Source organism: Phenylobacterium sp. (assembly GCF_031425575.1).
Classification (GTDB): Bacteria; Pseudomonadota; Alphaproteobacteria; order Caulobacterales; family Caulobacteraceae; genus Phenylobacterium.
In genome coordinates, this window is the sequence record NZ_JANPJP010000346.1 from 1 (window position 1) to 16,266 (window position 16,266).

17 protein-coding genes are annotated in these 16,266 nt (G+C 68.9%); 11 read left to right on the forward strand and 6 right to left on the reverse strand.

The annotated features are described in order from the left end of the window. Positions 1-330, reverse strand: a 330-nt coding sequence (locus RMO97_RS18950) for a YgfZ/GcvT domain-containing protein (RefSeq protein ID WP_409035340.1), incomplete at its 3' end; no start/stop codon positions are given. A gap of 15 nt (positions 331-345) precedes the next feature. Between RMO97_RS18950 and RMO97_RS18955 the strand changes: the two genes are divergently transcribed. From RMO97_RS18955 to RMO97_RS18980, 6 genes are all read left to right on the forward strand, one after another. Then, positions 346-1,365: a glycosyltransferase family 9 protein gene (locus RMO97_RS18955; protein ID WP_310542566.1), complete on the forward strand. Its 1,020-nt coding sequence runs from the start codon at positions 346-348 to the stop codon at positions 1,363-1,365. Next, complete coding sequence (locus RMO97_RS18960; RefSeq protein ID WP_310542567.1) at positions 1,362-2,696, forward strand: dihydroorotase; 1,335 nt, start codon at positions 1,362-1,364, stop codon at positions 2,694-2,696. Before RMO97_RS18955 ends, RMO97_RS18960 begins: the two co-directional genes overlap by 4 nt. Before the next feature lie 78 nt (positions 2,697-2,774). Further along, positions 2,775-3,125 carry a YciI family protein gene (locus RMO97_RS18965; protein WP_310542568.1) on the forward strand — a complete coding sequence of 117 codons (351 nt, stop codon included), beginning with the start codon at positions 2,775-2,777 and terminating at the stop codon, positions 3,123-3,125. A gap of 3 nt (positions 3,126-3,128) precedes the next feature. Further along, on the forward strand, positions 3,129-4,343 hold the full coding sequence (locus RMO97_RS18970; RefSeq protein WP_310542569.1) for a DUF6596 domain-containing protein: 1,215 nt from the start codon (positions 3,129-3,131) through the stop codon (positions 4,341-4,343). Between the two features lie 46 nt (positions 4,344-4,389). Next, positions 4,390-6,165, forward strand: a complete 1,776-nt coding sequence (locus tag RMO97_RS18975; protein WP_310542570.1) for a feruloyl-CoA synthase — start codon at positions 4,390-4,392, stop codon at positions 6,163-6,165. A gap of 1 nt (position 6,166) precedes the next feature. After that, entirely contained in the window at positions 6,167-7,708 is a 1,542-nt protein-coding gene (locus RMO97_RS18980; protein ID WP_310542571.1) for an acetolactate synthase large subunit, read from the forward strand. Between the two features lie 63 nt (positions 7,709-7,771). Here the strand turns inward: RMO97_RS18980 and RMO97_RS18985 are convergent, their stop codons facing one another. Further along, positions 7,772-9,094 (reverse strand): hypothetical protein, encoded by a 1,323-nt coding sequence (locus tag RMO97_RS18985; protein WP_310542572.1) that lies wholly within the window; start codon positions 9,092-9,094, stop codon positions 7,772-7,774. A 331-nt stretch (positions 9,095-9,425) separates the two neighbouring features. On the opposite strand from RMO97_RS18985, the gene RMO97_RS18990 reads away from it, so the two are divergent. Genes RMO97_RS18990 through RMO97_RS19000 form a run of 3 tightly spaced genes read left to right on the forward strand, consistent with a single transcriptional unit; the run spans position 9,426 to position 12,023 of the window. Further along, positions 9,426-10,205, forward strand: a complete 780-nt coding sequence (locus RMO97_RS18990) for an enoyl-CoA hydratase-related protein (protein WP_310542573.1) — start codon at positions 9,426-9,428, stop codon at positions 10,203-10,205. 1 nt (position 10,206) lies between these two features. Further along, positions 10,207-11,169 (forward strand): oxidoreductase, encoded by a 963-nt coding sequence (locus RMO97_RS18995; protein WP_310542574.1) that lies wholly within the window; start codon positions 10,207-10,209, stop codon positions 11,167-11,169. Continuing rightward, positions 11,166-12,023, forward strand: coding sequence for an NAD(P)-dependent oxidoreductase (locus RMO97_RS19000; RefSeq protein ID WP_310542575.1), 858 nt, complete (start codon positions 11,166-11,168; stop codon positions 12,021-12,023). The genes RMO97_RS18995 and RMO97_RS19000 overlap by 4 nt, the downstream gene beginning before the upstream one ends. A gap of 36 nt (positions 12,024-12,059) precedes the next feature. Here the strand turns inward: RMO97_RS19000 and RMO97_RS19005 are convergent, their stop codons facing one another. Continuing rightward, entirely contained in the window at positions 12,060-12,398 is a 339-nt protein-coding gene (locus RMO97_RS19005) for a TfoX/Sxy family protein (RefSeq protein WP_310542576.1), read from the reverse strand. A 36-nt stretch (positions 12,399-12,434) separates the two neighbouring features. Between RMO97_RS19005 and RMO97_RS19010 the strand changes: the two genes are divergently transcribed. Further along, the gene (locus tag RMO97_RS19010) at positions 12,435-12,914 is read left to right on the forward strand and encodes a GNAT family N-acetyltransferase (protein ID WP_310542577.1); all 480 of its coding nucleotides are present in this window, start codon (positions 12,435-12,437) and stop codon (positions 12,912-12,914) included. Here RMO97_RS19010 and RMO97_RS19015 read toward each other — a convergent pair. Beyond that, on the reverse strand, positions 12,911-13,330 hold the full coding sequence (locus tag RMO97_RS19015) for a hypothetical protein (protein ID WP_310542578.1): 420 nt from the start codon (positions 13,328-13,330) through the stop codon (positions 12,911-12,913). The genes RMO97_RS19010 and RMO97_RS19015 overlap by 4 nt on opposite strands. Before the next feature lie 70 nt (positions 13,331-13,400). Between RMO97_RS19015 and RMO97_RS19020 the strand changes: the two genes are divergently transcribed. Beyond that, positions 13,401-13,997: a GNAT family protein gene (locus tag RMO97_RS19020; RefSeq protein WP_310542579.1), complete on the forward strand. Its 597-nt coding sequence runs from the start codon at positions 13,401-13,403 to the stop codon at positions 13,995-13,997. Positions 13,998-14,052: 55 nt separating this feature from the next. On the opposite strand, the gene RMO97_RS19025 is transcribed toward RMO97_RS19020, so the two are convergent. Together RMO97_RS19025 and RMO97_RS19030 are read right to left on the reverse strand one after the other, a co-directional pair. Then, positions 14,053-14,967, reverse strand: a complete 915-nt coding sequence (locus RMO97_RS19025; protein WP_310542580.1) for an SDR family NAD(P)-dependent oxidoreductase — start codon at positions 14,965-14,967, stop codon at positions 14,053-14,055. A gap of 34 nt (positions 14,968-15,001) precedes the next feature. Continuing rightward, positions 15,002-16,264: an MFS transporter gene (locus tag RMO97_RS19030; RefSeq protein ID WP_310542581.1), complete on the reverse strand. Its 1,263-nt coding sequence runs from the start codon at positions 16,262-16,264 to the stop codon at positions 15,002-15,004. Positions 16,265-16,266 lie beyond the last annotated feature (2 nt).

Sequence of the window (16,266 nt, forward strand, 5' to 3'; positions counted from 1 at the left end):
ATCCTGCCCGCCAAACAGCACCAATACGGGCGCCTCGTCCGCTGCGATCGTGACCTTGGCCCGCAGCCGGTACATGGTCAGGCGCATCGTCAGCGCGGCTCGATGCTCGGCTTCCACGTCTAGCAACGCGCCGTCCTCGCGCCCCACCACGAACAGGTCGAACAAAAGCCGTCCTTGCGGGGTCAACAGAGCTCCGAAGCGCAGTTCACCGGGTTGAAGCGTTGCCACATCCTGGGTGATCAGGCCCTGGAGGAAGTCGCGCCAGTCCTCGCCGCCGAGGGAGATAAGGGCGCGGCTCTTCAGGACGGCGTAGGAATGGTCGGTCGTCATGGATGGAAGTTAGGGATGGCACGGGTGGAGCGCCAGCGCCGGGACGCCTATACAGGGACGATGACCCCCGGGTCCTTCCCGATTCTGTTCATCACCGCCACGCGGATTGGCGACGCCGTGCTCTCGTCCGGGCTCATCCGCAAACTGCTGTCCGAAATCCCGAGCGCGAAGTTCACCATCGTCGCCGGCCCCGTGGCCGCGCCGCTGTTCCTCGACGTACCGAACCTCGAGGAGATCATCGTCTTCGAGAAGGCCAAGGACGGCCGCCATTGGTTCCGGCTGTGGCGTCAGGTCCGCAAGCGCCACTGGGGCCTGGTGGTGGACCTGCGTGGCTCGGCCATCTCCGGCTTCCTCAAGCGCGACCGCCGGGCTGTGTTCAAGCGGCCGCCGACCCCGATGCACAAGGTGGTGGAGGCCGCACGCGTCCTGCAGATCGAGGACGATCCCCCCGCCCCCTACCTCTACACCTCCCCCGAGACCGAGGAGATGGCCGCCGAGCTGACCGCCGGCGAGGGGCCGATCCTGGCCTTGGCGCCGTCCGCCAACTGGGTGGGCAAGACCTGGCCCATCGAGCGCTTCGCCCAGACCGCCATCCAGCTGCTGGGGGACGACGGCCCGCTGGCCGGGGCGCGGCTGATGGTGCTGGGCGGACCCGAGGACGCCCAGGCGACACAGTCCCTGCGTAACGTGGTCCCCAAGAGCCGGTTCATCGACCTGGTGGGGAAGGTGGACCTGCTTACCGCCCACGCCTGCCTGAAACATGCGCGCCTGTTCATCGGCAACGATTCGGGCCTGATGCACATCGCCGCCGCGGCCGGGGCGCCGACGGTTGGCCTGTTCGGGCCGTCGGACGAGAGCCTCTACGGCCCCTGGGGACCCAACACCCGCGTCGTGCGCGGACCCCGGGATTTCGCCACCATCGCGGCGGTTGACCCTGGCTTCCAGCAGGCGCTCTGTCACATGATGGACCTCCCCGTCGACACCGTGGTCACTGCGGCGCGCGACCTCCTTGCCAAGACAACCGGGACAAGATGAGCGAGACCTACGACCTGATCATCCGGGGCGGCGAAGTGGTGAACCACGCCGGCCGCGGCCTCTCCGACGTCGGCGTTCGAGGCGGCAAGATCGTCGCCATCGGCGACCTTTCCCAGGCCTCGGCGGGCGAGGTGTTCGACGCCAAGGGGCTGGCGGTCCTGCCGGGCGTGATCGACACCCAGGTTCACTTCCGCGAGCCTGGCCTGGAGTGGAAGGAGGACCTGGAGAGCGGGTCCCGCGCCGCCGTCCTGGGCGGGGTCGTAGCCGTGTTCGAGATGCCGAACACCGAGCCCACCACCACCGATCCCGACTCCCTGGCCGACAAGCTGGTGCGGGCCCGGCATCGCATGCACTGCGACCACGCCTTCTATGTCGGCGGCACCCACGAGAACGCGGTCTTCCTCGGCGAGCTGGAGCGTCTGCCCGGCTGCTGCGGGATCAAGGTGTTCATGGGCGCCTCCACCGGCAGCCTGCTGGTGCAGGACGACGCGGGCATCGAGCAGGTGCTGCGCCACGTGAACCGCCGCGCCGCCTTCCACTCCGAGGACGAGTACCGCCTGGCTGAGCGCCGGCCGCTCGCCCGCACCGGCGACTGGACCAGCCACGAGGAGGTCCGCGACGCGGCCTCGGCCCTGGAGTCCACCCACCGCCTGGTGCGGATCGCCAAGGCGCTGGGCAAGCGTATCCATGTCCTGCACGTCACCACCAAGGAGGAGATGATCTTCCTGGCCGCCAACAAGGACGTAGCCAGTGTCGAGGTCACGCCCCAGCACCTGACCCTGACGGCGCCTGAGGCCTATGAGCGGCTGAAGGGCTACGCCCAGATGAACCCGCCGATCCGCAACAAGTATCACCAGGACGGCCTGTGGGACGCCTTGGCCGCCGGGGTCGCCGACGTGCTGGGCTCCGACCACGCGCCCCACACCAAGGAGGAAAAGGCCCGTCCCTATCCAGCCTCGCCCTCCGGCATGCCCGGGGTTCAGACCCTGGTGCCGGTGATGCTGACCCACGTGGCGAACGGGCGCCTGTCCTTGGAGCGCTTCGTCGACCTCACCAGCCACGGCGCCAACCGCCTGTTCGGCATGGCTGATAAGGGCCGCCTGGCCGTCGGGAACGACGCCGACTTCACCATTGTCGACCTCAAGGCCCGCCGCACCATCAAGCACGAGGACATGGCCAGCCGCGTCGGCTGGACCCCCTTCGACGGCTTCGAGGCCACCGGCTGGCCCATGGCCACCATCATCCGCGGCCGAGTGGTGATGCGCGACGACGAGGTGGTCGCCCCCAGTCTGGGCGAGCCGGTGCGGTTCTCGGAAACCCTCGGCGGCTAGACTTTTCTCCAGGCTGCTGTCGAATCCGCCCCGCGCGGCGCGTCTCTCCACCACACGACACGCTGAAAGGAGAGTTCGATGCAGTACATGCTTCTGGTCTACGAACCCGAGGATCTCAATCAGGGCCCTGAGGGCCAGGCCAGCCTGATGGACGTGGCGGCCAGGCACATGGCGCTCGCCAAGGCCATGGGCGAGGCGGGCGCGATGCAGGCCGGGGCGGGCCTGCAGCCGGTGGCCACAGCCACCACGGTGCGGACCTCGGTCACCGGCCAGACCCTGCACGACGGCCCCTTCGCCGAGACCCGCGAGCACCTGGGCGGGTATTACCTCATCGAGGCGGCGGACCTGGACGCGGCGATCGCTTGGGCCCGTCAGGTCCCGATCCGACCCGGCGGCTCGTGCGAGGTGCGGCCGGTGGCGACCTACTGATCCATGGACCTGGGGCGCGCGATCTCCGACGCGCGGCCTCGCGTCGTGGCCGCCCTGGCCGTCCGCCTGCGCGACCTCGACCTGGCCGAGGAGGCCTTCGCCGAGGCCAGCGCCGCGGCGGTGCCTGCCTGGCGCGCGCAGGCTCCCCGCGACCCCGCCGCCTGGCTGTGGCGGGCGGCCTGGCGCAGGGCGATGGACGCCAAGCGCCGGTCGGCGGTTCGCCAGAGGCTGACGCCTGACGACCCGGAGCCTGCGCCCACGCCGGAGGACGAGGTCATCGCAGCGCGTGATCCCATCCCCGACGAGCGCCTGCGGCTGATCTTCGTCTGCTGCCATCCGGCCATCGCCGCCGACGCCCGCGCGGCTCTGACGCTCAAGGTGGTCTGCGGGCTGTCGACGCAACGGCTGGCGCGCGCCTTCCTCACGGCCGAACCCGCCATGCTGCAGAGGATCACCCGGGCCAAGCGCAAGATCCGCGACGCCGGCGTGCCCTTCGAGGTCCCCAGCCGCGAGATGTGGCCCGAGCGGCTGGAGGCGGTGCTGGCCACCCTGGAAATCGCCTATGCCCAGGCCTATGAGGACGCCGCTCTGGTCGCCGACGGCGCGAGCTTCGCGCAGGAGGTGCTGCGGCTGTCGGGCCTGCTGGCCGAGCTGATCCCGCATGAGGGCGAGGTGCTCGGCCTCGCCGCCCTGGTGCGCTTCGCCGAGGCGCGGCGCCCGGCCAGGCTGGACCAGACGGGCGCCATGGTCCCGCCAGCCGAGCAGGACATGACCCTCTGGCGCGGCGACCTGATCGGCGAGGGCGCGCGGCTGCTGGACGCCGCCGCCGACCTCGGGGCGACCGGACCGCGCCAACTGCTGGCGGCGATCCACGGCCTGCATCTGTCGCGCCGGGACAACGGTGTCACCCCCTGGGCGGCCATCGTCGGCCTCTATGACGCCCTGACCCTGTTCCGGCCCGACGCCGTGACGGCGGTCAACCGCGCCGTGGCTGTGGGGGAGGCGCGGGGCGCGGCTGAGGGACTGGCCGCCCTGGACGCGGTTCCGGGCGGCGGACGCCTGACCAACTGGCTGCCCTATCAGGCGGCGCGCGCCGGGCTCTGCGACCGCGCCGGCCTGACGGAGGACGCGGCCGCCGCCTACCGCGCGGCGCTTGCGCTCGGACCCGCTCCGGCCGAGCGGCTCTATCTGGAGCGGCGCCTCGCGGCCCTGACCTGAAGGTTCACGCTTTCCATCGGCGCACCGGGAGCGATAAGCCTAGGGTATGGACGCCGAGCTGAATATCGCCACCGCCCCTTTCCGCGACGCCCGCTTCGCTCCGCGCCGCGTCGAGATCGAGCACCGGGAGAATGGCGAGATCATCGTCACCAACCCGACGCCCTATTCCACTGTCTTCTCGACGACCACGGAAGCCCTGGCCCACTGGGCTGCCAAGACCCCATCGGCCATCTGGCTGGCTGAGCGGTCGGGCGACGGATGGCGGACCATCTCCTACGCCGAGGCCCTGGGGTCGGTCAGCGCCATCGCCGGGGGCCTGTGCGAGCTGGGGGTGGTCAGTGAGCGGCCCCTGCTGATCCTGGCCCGCAACGGGGTTGACCACGCCCTGATCAAGTACGCGGCCATGAGCCAGGGCATGCCCGTGGCGCCGGTCTCGCCGCAATACGGACTGCCGGGCGCCAACCTCTCGCGACTGGCCCACGCGGTGGAGGTGCTCAACCCTGCCGCCATCTATACCGAGGACGCCGAGCTCTTCATCGCCGCCCTGGAGGCGCCGTTCCTGGCCGGCCTGCCGGTGATCGCCGGCAAGAACCCCCGGCCCGGCGATGTGCCGCTGGATCGCCTGCTCAAGTCTCAGCCCACCGCGCCCACCGCTAGACCCGACGACCACGCCAAGTACCTTCTGACCTCCGGCTCCACCGGCCTGCCCAAGGCGGTGATCTGCACCCATCGCGGCATGGCCTGGAACTCCGCCCAGATCCGCGCCTGCTTCGAGGACGACGAGCCGCCGGTGATGGTCAATTCGGCCCCCTGGAGCCACAGCCTGGGCGCCAATTCCATCCTGCACATGTCCACCCACCGGGGCGGGGCGGTCTATATCGATGCCGGCCAGCCGGTGGCCGGGCGCTTCGCCGAGACCGTGCGCAACCTCAAAGACATCGCGCCCACCTACCAGAACATGGTGCCGGCCGGCTGGATGCTGTTCGCCGGCGAGCTGGAGCGGGACGACGACCTGGCGCGAACCTTCTTCTCCCGGGTCCGCCTGCTGCAGTACGGCGGCGCGGCCCTGGGCCAGGAGATCAACGACCGCATCCAGGCCGTCGCCGTCCGCACCGTGGGCGAGCGCATCTCCTTCGCCAGCGGCTACGGCGCCACCGAGACCGGGCCGACGGCGGCCACCGTCCACTGGCACAACGGCCGCATGGGCCTGATCGGCCTGCCGGTGCCGGGCACGACGGTGAAGCTGGCGCCTAGCGGCGACAAGCTGGAGTTCCGGGTGAAAGGGCCCCAGATCACCCTGGGCTATCTCGGCCGCCCCGACCTCACGGCGCAGAGCCGCGACGATGAGGGCTTCTACCTGCTCGGCGACGCGGCGCGCTTCGTTGACCCCGCCGATCCGACCCAGGGCATGGTCTTCGACGGCCGCCTCTCAGAGAACTTCAAGCTGGCCAGCGGCACCTTCGTCACGGTCGGAGATCTGCGGGTGGCCGCGGTGTCGGCCGTGGGCGACGCGGTCACCGACGCGGTGGTCTGCGGCGAGAACCAGGAAGGCGTAGGCCTGATGTTCTACCCCAATCCTGACCTCGCCCCCGAGGCCGTCGCCGCCGCCGTGCGGCTGGGCCTGGAGGCCTTCAACGCCCGGGCCAAGGGCGCCGGGGGGCGCATCACGCGGGCCCTGGTGCTGGACGGTCCGCCCGACGCCGGGGCGGGCGAGATCACCGACAAGGGCTATATCGCCCAGGCCCTGGCGCGCTCGCGCCGGGCGCAGACCGTGGCGAAACTCTTCGCCGCCCCCCCTTCCTCCGACGTGATGGTGTTCTGACATGAACGGCGCTGACGCCCTGATCGAGACGCTCGTGGACAACGGCGTCACTGCCTGTTTCGCCAATCCCGGCACCAGCGAGATGCAGTTCGTCGCCGCCCTCGACCGACAACCGAAGATGCGCCCGGTGCTCTGCCTTTTCGAAGGCGTGGCCACCGGCGCGGCCGACGGCTATGGCCGCATGAGCGACACGCCGGCCTGCACCCTGCTGCACCTGGGGCCCGGCTACGGCAACGGCCTGGCCAACCTGCACAACGCGCGCCGCGCCTATACCCCCATCGTCAATGTGATCGGCGACCACGCCACCTATCACCGGCAGTACGACGCGCCGCTGAACTCCGACATCGCCTCCATCGTCGCGGCCAATTCCGTCTGGGTGAAGTCGGCCGACAGCCCCGACACCGTCGCCGCCACCGCCGCGGAGGCGATCACGGCCAGCTATGGTCCGCCCGGGGGTCCGGTCAGCTTCATCCTGCCCGCCGACTCCGCGTGGCTGGAGACCAAGGTCTCCAAGGCACTTGCCACCCGGCCCAAACTCGCGGCGCCCGACGCCGCCAATGTCGAGGCGGTGACCAAGGCCATCAAGGCCGCCGCCAAGCCGGTGGTTCTGGTGGGCGGCCGCGCCGTACGCGCCGAGGCCCTGGTTCAGGCCGCGCGCTTGCAGGCCGCTGGCGTCCGGGTCATGGCCGACACCTTCGTGGCTCGCCAGCCGCGCGGCGCCGGGATCTTCGCGCCCGCCCGCATGCAGTATTTCGGCGAGGCGGCCCTAGCCGACCTCGAGGGGACGGACCTGATGGTCTATGCCGGCACCACCATGCCGGTGGCCTTCTTCGCCTATCCCGACCGGCCCAGCGTCCTGGTTCCGGAGGGCTGCGCCACGCTCACCCTGGCCGACCGGGAGACCGACACGGTGGCCGCCCTCGCAGCCCTGGCCGACGCCCTGGGCGCACCCGCCGCCGGTCCGAGCCAGCCGTTGAAGCTGCCGGAGCACGCCCCCACCGGCGGCATGACCCCGCAGAGCGCCGGGATGTCCATCGCCCGCCACCTGCCCGAGGGCGCGATCATCTGCGACGACTCGGTGACCTCCGGCGGCGGCGTAGCCGTCCCCTGCATGACCGCCCGCCCGCACGATGTCCTGGCGCTCACCGGCGGTGCCATCGGCATCGGCATGCCGCTGGCCATCGGGGCGGCCGTGGCCTCACCGGGGCGCAAGGTCGTGTCGCTGAATGGGGACGGCTCGGCCATGTATACCGTCCAGAGCCTGTGGACGATGGCGCGGGAGAACCTCCACGTCACCGTCGTGGTCTTCGCCAACCACTCCTATCGCATCCTCAATATCGAGATGGGCCGCACGGGCTCGGGCAATCCCGGACCCTCGGCGTCCAAGCTGCTGGACCTCGGGGATCCCAAGATCGACTGGGTCTCCATGGCCAAGGGCATGGGGCTTCCCGCCGTCCGCTGCGAGACCGCCGAACAGTTCGAGACCGCCTTCGCCCGGGCCATGTCCGAGCCGGGCCCAAAGTTCATTGAAGCCGCGATCTGATCCAAAGAAAAAGGCCCGCGGGACGAACCCACGGGCCTCGATCTTCTTCGGACGTCTGAAACCTTAGACGTTGCCGGGCAGCTTGCAGTCCTTCGAGAAGGCGCAGCCGATGACGCCCACGACGGACATCGGGCTCGGGGTGTATTCCACGATGTAACCCTTCAAACCGTCAGCGCAGGCGACTTCGAGATAGCCGGTGCCCTTGGCGGTCTTGCCGATGAAGCGGGTGGCCGAGACGGCGCAGTCGTTCTTGCCCATCTTCTTCAGGTCGGCCGTCACCAGCGGGAAGGACGCGTCCGCCTTGGTGAAGGAGCAGCGGTAGCCGGCCACCGGAGCGCGGGCGCAGTCATAGACCTGCGGCTTCACGCCGGGGCCGCCGAACACGCCGACGCCACCGGCGCCGTTCGTGCAGGCCATCTCCACCACGTCCAGACCGGCGGGCGAGGGGAAGGGGGCGTACTTGGAGACTTCGCAGTCGAAGGCCGCCGACTTGGCCAGCTTTGTGTAGAGGCCGGCCTGGGCGGTTTCAGCTTCCTTGGCGTCGGTCAGCTCGCAGCCGCCCATAACCATGGAGGCCTTCTCGCAGGGGTAGGTCTGGGCCAGCTGGCCCTTTTCCACCTTGTAGAGATAGCCCTTACCGTCGGTGCAGGAGGTCTCGTAGAACATCGCGCCCGCCTGAGACACGCCGGCATAGCGGCGGTCCTTGATGGTGCAGCCGTTCTTGGACTGGACCACCAGGGTGTCGATCACGGCCATGCGGTGGGCCTTGTCGTGCAGCGTGCATTTGATGTTGCTGGTGCTGTCGTCATAGAGGAGGCAGTTGTCGGCCTCGACCTTCTTGCTCTCGTCAGCCGGGGCGCTGGTCTTCAGCACGTAGCCGTCGCCAGCGGCGCAGGAGACTTCGAGGAAGGTGGTCGTGGCGCTCTGGCCGATGCCGCGCACCTGATCTGGGGTGCAGGCGATGCCGGCCTTGGCGATGTAGCCGGCCAGGTCGGACTTGGGATCGGCGTTGCCCGGCAGCTTGCAGGGCAGGGTCGAAGGCTTACCGTCCGGCTGCGGGCTGTTGGCTTCCACACAGGTGAAGGCGGTCGGCGTGGCGCCGGTCACGTTCGACAGGATGAAGCCGAGGCCCTTGTCGCAATCGATCTCATAATAGCTGGTTTCCGTCTTCGCCTTCTTGTCGCTCATCTTGCCGACAAAGCGGGCGTCGGTGACCTGGCAGGCGATGCCAGCGGATTTCGCGATGGCCGGAGCCTCGGCCATGCCCTGGGTGCGGGACGCGGCGGTGACTTCCTCGACCGGCTTCTTGGCCGCCATAACGACGGCGGCGGGCGCCGTCACCGCGACAAACAGGGCCGCGGCAAGCCCGATTCCAAATGACCTCATGGTCCTGATCTCTCCTGGGGTAGTTCCTCTGGGCGGACTTAAGCGCCCCTGCGTCCCTCAAATCAAGTTTGGCGTGAACGGCGTCTGAACTGAGCCGCGCATGACCGTATTGCGGTTTGATTAGAGACCACCTGTGGCGCGACAATGACGGAACACGGGTCGGAGTGGCGGGCCATGCCGGATGGATTCGAAGCGGCTGTCCTCGAGCATCTCTGGTCTCTCCCTTTGAGCGGGGTCGGGCGACGCAGGGGCGCAAAGAAATCGCCGCGCTGTGCTATCGCATCCGGCGCGGTGGCCTAATATACGACGTAAGAAATTAAGGGAGCTGACAATGAGCGAACATGTCTTGAGCGAGAAGTCGGGCGGCGTCCTGACCCTGACCCTGAACCGGCCCGAGAAGAAGAACGCGCTCACCCGCGACATGTACCAAGCGCTCGGCGACGCCATCGACCAGGCCGAGTTCGACAAAGACGTCCGCTGTGTCCTGATCCAGGCCAATGGCGACATGTTCACCGCCGGCAACGACCTGTCCGACTTCGCCGCGGTCAACGCCGGGGATTCCAGCGCCAATGAGGCGCGGCGTGGCGGCAATCCGCTGTTGGCCGCCCTGGCGCGGGCCAAGACCCCGCTGGTGGCCGCCGTGAACGGCCGCGCCGTCGGCGTCGGGGTGACGATGCTGCTGCATTGCGACCTCGTCTACATCTCCGAGGACGCCCTGCTGACCACGCCCTTCGTCAACCTGGCCCTGGTGCCGGAGGCGGCGTCGAGCCTCACCCTGCCGGCCCGGATCGGCCATGCGCGGGCCTTCTCGATGTTCGTGCTGGGTGAGGCCGTGGATGCGAAGAAGGCGGTCGACTGGGGCATCGCCAATGCGGCGGTTCCCACCGACCAGCTTCGCGCCCGGGCGAAGGCCGCCGCCGACGCCGTGGCCGCCCGTCCGCCCGCCGCCGTGGTCATCACCAAGTCGCTGATGCGCGATGGCGCAGCCATCGCCGACCGCATGGACGAGGAGGGCCGCCACTTCGCCGCCCAGCTCAAGTCGCCGGAAGCCAAGGAGGCCTTCGCCGCCTTCGCCGAGAAGCGCGCGCCTGACTTCGCCAAGGTCGGCTGAGATGGCCCGCATAACCGCCGGCCTCTCGCCCTTCACCGACGCCGCCGTCATCGCTGAGGACCATGACCTCACCGGCCGCACGGTGGTGATCACCGGGGCGGCCACCGGCATCGGCGTCGAGACCGCCCGCGCGCTCGCCGCGGCGGGCGCCGAGGTCACCATCGCGGTGCGTAACCGCCAGGCCGGTGAGACCGCCGCCGCCGGGATTAACGCCGACCTCGGCGAGGACCGGGTCAAGGTCGGCGCCCTGGACCTGTCCGACCTCGCCTCGGTGGCCGGCTTTGTCAGCGCCTGGGGCGATACGCCCCTCAACATTCTGATCAACAACGCCGGCGTCATGGCCTGCCCGCAGAGCTACACCGCCAACGATCTGGAGATGCAGATCGGCGTCAACCACTTCGGCCACTTCCTGCTCGGGATCGGGCTCGCCCGGGCGCTGATGAACGGGGCTGAGGAGGGGCGCGCCGCGCGCCTGGTCTCGCTGTCCTCCATCGGTCACCGCCGCAGCGATATCAACTGGGACGACCCGCACTACCGCACCCGGCCCTATGACAAGTGGGAATCCTACGGTCAGTCCAAGACCGCCAATTCCCTGTTCGCGGTCGGCTACCACAAGCGCTTCGCAGACCTGGGAATCACCGCCAACGCGGTCATGCCGGGCGGGATCATGACACCGCTGCAGCGGCACCTGCCCCGCGAGGAAATGATCGCCATGGGCTGGATGAATGAGGACGGCGTGGTCCGGGAAGGGTTCAAGACCCCCGCCCAGGGCGCCTCCACTAGTGTCTGGGCCGCGATCGGCGACGAACTGGAAGGCGTCGGCGGCCTTTACCTGGAAAACCTGGCCCAGGCCCTGCCCTGGGGTGAAGGGCCCAACGCCGGGGTCATGCCCCACGCCCTTGACCCCGAAAGCGCCGAGCGCCTCTGGGCCCTGTCTGAACAGACCACCGGAGTGAAACTATGAGCCTGCAAGGCAAGACCCTCTTCGTCACCGGCGCCAGCCGCGGCATCGGCCTGGCCATCGCCCTGCGCGCCGCTCGCGACGGCGCCAACATCGCTATCGCCGCCAAGACCGCCGAGCCGCACAAGCATCTGCCCGGCACCATCTATTCCGCCGCCAAGGAGATCGAGGCGGCGGGCGGCAAGGCCCTGCCGCTGATCGTCGACGTGCGCGACGAGGCCAGCGTCTATGAGGCGGTGGAAAAGACCGTGGCGGCCTTCGGCGGGATCGACATCTGCGTCAACAACGCCTCGGCCATCCAGCTCACCGGCACCCTGCAGACCGACATGAAGCGCTACGACCTGATGAACCAGGTCAATGCGCGCGGGAGCTACCTGACCTCCAAGGCCTGCATCCCGCACCTGAAGAACGCCGCCAATCCGCACGTCCTGATGCTGTCGCCGCCGCTGGACATGAGCCCGCGCTGGTTCGAGGGCCACGTGGCCTACACCATGGCCAAGTTCGGCATGAGCATGTGCGTCCTGGGCATGGCGTCGGAGTTCAAGGCCGACAGCATCGCCTTCAACGCGCTCTGGCCCCGCACCGGCATCGCCACGGCGGCCATCCAGTTCGCGCTCGCCGGCGAGGAGGGCATGAAGTCGTGCCGCACGGTCGAGATCATGGCCGACGCCGCCCACGCGATCTTCGAGAAGCCGGCCCGCGACTTCACCGGCAACTTCCTGATCGACGACAGCTTCCTCTACGCGGAAGGCGAGCGCGACTTCGACAAGTACCGCGTCGATCCCACCACCCGCCTGATGCCCGACTTCTTCGTGCCGGCGGACTCCGCGCCGCCGCCCGGTGTGGTGATTGGCTGATCCTTCTTTCCTCCCCCATGAATGGGGGAGGAAAGGTCAGCGCTTCGGCTTCGCCTTCGCCCGTGCGGCCGCCTCGATGCCCTTGCCAGCCCAGGCGGCCAGGACCTCGGGGTCTTCCAGGGCGTCGAGGGGCGCAGACCAGTAGCTCATCGCCTTGTCGCCCCCGAACGGCTTGAAGGGCTCGCATTCGGCCGCCTCGAATTCGGCCCGGTTGGCGTCGTCCACCTTGAGGTAAAGGGTGTCTTGGGCGATCAGGGCGAAGAACAGGTCGTGGCGCGACAAGCCCACCCCGCCGAACATGCGGCGTTGAGTGACGCCGCCCAGGGGCTGCAACTGCTCCAGGATGTAGTCGAGAAATTCGGGTGAGACCGCCATGCGCTCCTCGCCAAGCCAGAAGAAAGCCTAGCCGCCATGGCCGTCACTGTCCGCCCCGCTGTCGCTGCTGACACCGCTGTCATCATGGGTTTCATCCGCGCCCTGGCCGACTACGAGAGGCTGCTGCACGAGGTGGAGGCCACAGAGGCCGATCTCGCCGGGCACCTGTTCGGCGAGACCCCGCGCCTGTTCTGCGACATCGCCGAGCAGGACGGGGCGCCGGTGGGCTTCGCCATCTGGTTCTACAACTACTCGACCTTCCGTGGCCGGCACGGGATCTATCTGGAGGACCTGTTCGTGATCCCGGAGGCCCGCGGCCTGGGGGCGGGCAAGGCGCTGCTGCGGGCCCTGGCCCAGCGTTGCGAGGCCCAGGGCCTGGCGCGGCTGGAATGGGCGGTGCTCAACTGGAACGCGCCCGCCATCGCCTTCTATGACGGGCTGGGCGCCGGGGCGCAGACGGAATGGACGGTGCGACGCCTGACCGACGAGGCGCTGACACGGCTCGCGCGGAGCTAGACCTTGATGTCGATGATCGAGGGGCCGGCCTGCTTGCCCTCGGGATCGGCCTTGGCCTGGTTCTCGAGCATTTCCAGCATGGCTTCCTTGATCCGCCGGGCAAGTTCTTCCGCGATGGACGACTCTGCCGAGGCCCGCTGCCTGGGATCCAGTTTGGCGAGATCGCCCTCGCTCGTGCCGCGCGATTCCAGGATCTCGGCGCGCAGCTTCTCCTTCAGCTTCTCGGCCTTCACCTCCTGCGCCCACTGGTAGATTCCCTTCTCGCGTATGGCGTCGAGGGTGGCCTGGGTCTTGGTCTTCGACTCCGAGGCCTTGACGGCGGCGGTGTCGGCCGCGTTGACGGACTTGCTGATCGCGTCGGCCGCCTTGGGCAGCAGCGCGCCGATCACAGAGGCGCCGAGAGCTGAAATGGACATGCGAAACTCCGGTCTTGCGGTTAAGGTTAAGCAAGTTCCGGGCCAGCAAGAGCCCAGCAGGGAGGACGCCATGAGCGCGCCGCCGAAGACGGTCCTGACCGCCTCGCCGCAGGAGGAGGCCGCGATCCGTCAGGCTGTCCGCAGCTTCGCCGCCGACCGGGTGGCTGGACCGCAGCACGTGGCCGGACTGGTGGAGCTGCTCTCCGATCCCCGCGTGTCCGACCCGATCTACGACCTGCCCCGACCCTTCACTCCGGAGAACGTGGCCCTTTGGGTGGAAGGTAGCGAGGCCCTGCGCCAGCGCGGCGAATGCATCCTGCTGGTGACCCCTGACGACGCGGGCGGGATCGGCGGCTATTCCCGCATCACCGTCTGGCCCGAACGGTCCTCAGCGGAGCTGGCGGGTGCGGCGCGGGCCGACCGCCAGAACACCGGCCGCGGGCGGCAGGGCGTCGCCAATTCCGTCGGTGCGATCTTTGAGGTGCTTGGCGTGCGGCTGATCGGCCTGACCGCGGCCCTGGACAATGTCCGTTCCGCCGCCGCCATCGACGGGGCGGGCTTCATCCGCATGGGGGAGCGCGAGAGCGTGCGGCCCGACGGCTCCATCCGCCGCTCCATCTACTGGGAGCTGACCCGGGACCAGTGGCGCGCCCTACAGCAGGCATGAAAAAGACCCCGGCCTTTCGACCGGGGTCCTGATCGTCGTGTCGAAAGGTCGGTTCTTAGGCGGCGGGCGCCGGGGCCGGAGCCGGGCGCTGCACGGGGAAGAACTTCGGCGCCATCGCGGGAATGGCTTCCTTGATGATGCTGTCGACGGTCCAGCCCTCTTCCTTGGTCACGGTCTCGATGGGCCGCGGCTGCGAGTAGAGGGTGATGGTTTCGCCCGAGGAGCCGAAGATCTGGCCCGAGACGCTGGCGGCGGCCGGGGTGATCATGGCGACGGAGAAACGGGCCGGCTGGTCGGCGCGGATCTTCTCGGCCATCACGGCCCGGCGGGCGGCGGCGGCTTCATCCTTCACCGGCACCGACTGGGTCATGCGGGTCCAGGCGACCGGGGCCACGCAGTTGGAACGCACGTTGTTGCGGGCGCCTTCCATGGCGATGATCCGCGACAGACCGGCGATGCCCATCTTGGCCGCGCCGTAGTTGGCCTGGCCGATGTTGCCCAGCAGGCCCGAGGTCGAGGTGAAGAACATGTAGGCGCCGTCGTTCTGCTCGCGGAACAGCTCGATGGTGGCGCGGGCCACGTTGAACGAGCCGCGCATGTGGACGGCGATGACGGCGTCCCACTCGGCTTCGGTCATCTTGTGGAACATCACGTCGCGCAGGATGCCGGCGGGATTGATCACGGCGTGCAGACCGCCGAATTCCTTCTTGGCCTGCTCGACCATGCCGTAGACGGCGTCGAGGTCGGTGACGCTGTCGGAGTTGGAAACCGCTTCACCGCCCGCGGCGCGGATTTCGGCGGCGACGGTTTCAGCCGGACCGGCCGAACCTTCGTCTTCGCCCTTCAGGCTGCCACCCAGATCGTTGACGACGACCTTGGCGCCTTCCTGCGCGGCGATCAGAGCGCAATCGCGGCCGATACCGTTGCCGCCGCCCGTAACAAGAACAACTTTGCCTGAAAGAGCACCCATGAACCAATCTCCCTGAAATATAATTCGCAGACTGTTATTCGAGCCTGTCGGCCTTGCGCAAGGCTGGAAACAGTTTCGCCCAGACGCCGGTCACGATCAACGCGCCAACGCCGCCGAAAACCGCCGCGCCCACGGGACCGAAGAACCGGGCGACAACGCCGCTCTCGAATTCCCCCAGTTCGTTGGACGCCCCGATGAACAGGGACGACACGGCGGCCACCCGGCCGCGCATGTGGTCGGGGGTCACGATCTGAACCAGGGTCTGGCGGACATAGACGCTAAGCATGTCCGCGCCCCCCAGGACAGCCAGGGCCGCCACCGAGAGCGGCAGGGACTTTGAGAGCCCAAAGACGATGGTGGCCATGCCGAACACCGCCACGCCGGCGAACATGGTGAGCCCCGCATGCTGGCGGATCGGCCGGGCCGCCAGGACCACCGCCACCAGGGTGGCGCCGATGGCGGGGCCGGCCCGCAGCAGGCCAAAGCCCTCGGGCCCGACATGCAGCACATCGCGGGCGAAGACTGGAAGCAGGGCTGTGGCTCCGCCCAGGAGCACGGCGAACATGTCCAGCGATATGGCGCCGAAGACGATCTTGTTGGTCCAGGTATAGACCAGCCCCTCCTTGATCAGTGCCCAGCGGGAGCCCGCCTGGACGATGGGCTTGGTCACCGCCCGGATCATGAAGACGCAGACGAACGACAGGGCGTAGAGGACCGTGGTGACGGAGTAGGAGAGGCCGGTGGAGTGGGCCAGCAGCAGGCCGCCGATGGCCGGGCCGACGATGGAGCCGCCTTGCCAGGCCAGGGAATTCAGCGCGATGGCCCGGGGCAGCAGGCTGCGCGGCACCAGCATGGGGGCCAGCGCGGTGGCCGAGGGGCCCATGAAGGCCCGGCTCGCGCCGAACAGGGCCGAGAGGATCAGCAGCAGCGGGATGCTGGCGAAATCGTAGATCGAGGCCAGGGCCAGGGTGACTGCGGTGGCGATCTCGCCCGTGTAGCAGAGCAGCAGCACCTTGCGCCGGTCGTGGCGGTCGGCGGTCTCGCCCGCGATCGGCGACAGCAGCAGGACCGGGATGAAGGCGGCAAGGCCGATCATGCCGACATAGAAGGCCGACTGCTTCACATCCATGGTTTCGCGGGCCACGGCGTACATCTGCCAGCCCAGCGCGACGCTCTGAATCTGCACTCCCAGGGTCGCCCCGACGCGGCCGATCCAGAACAGCACGTAGTCGCGCCGCTTCATCAGCTCGCGAAGGGTCGCGGGTTCGGCCGGGCCGTCGGGGAGAGTCTCGGTCATGG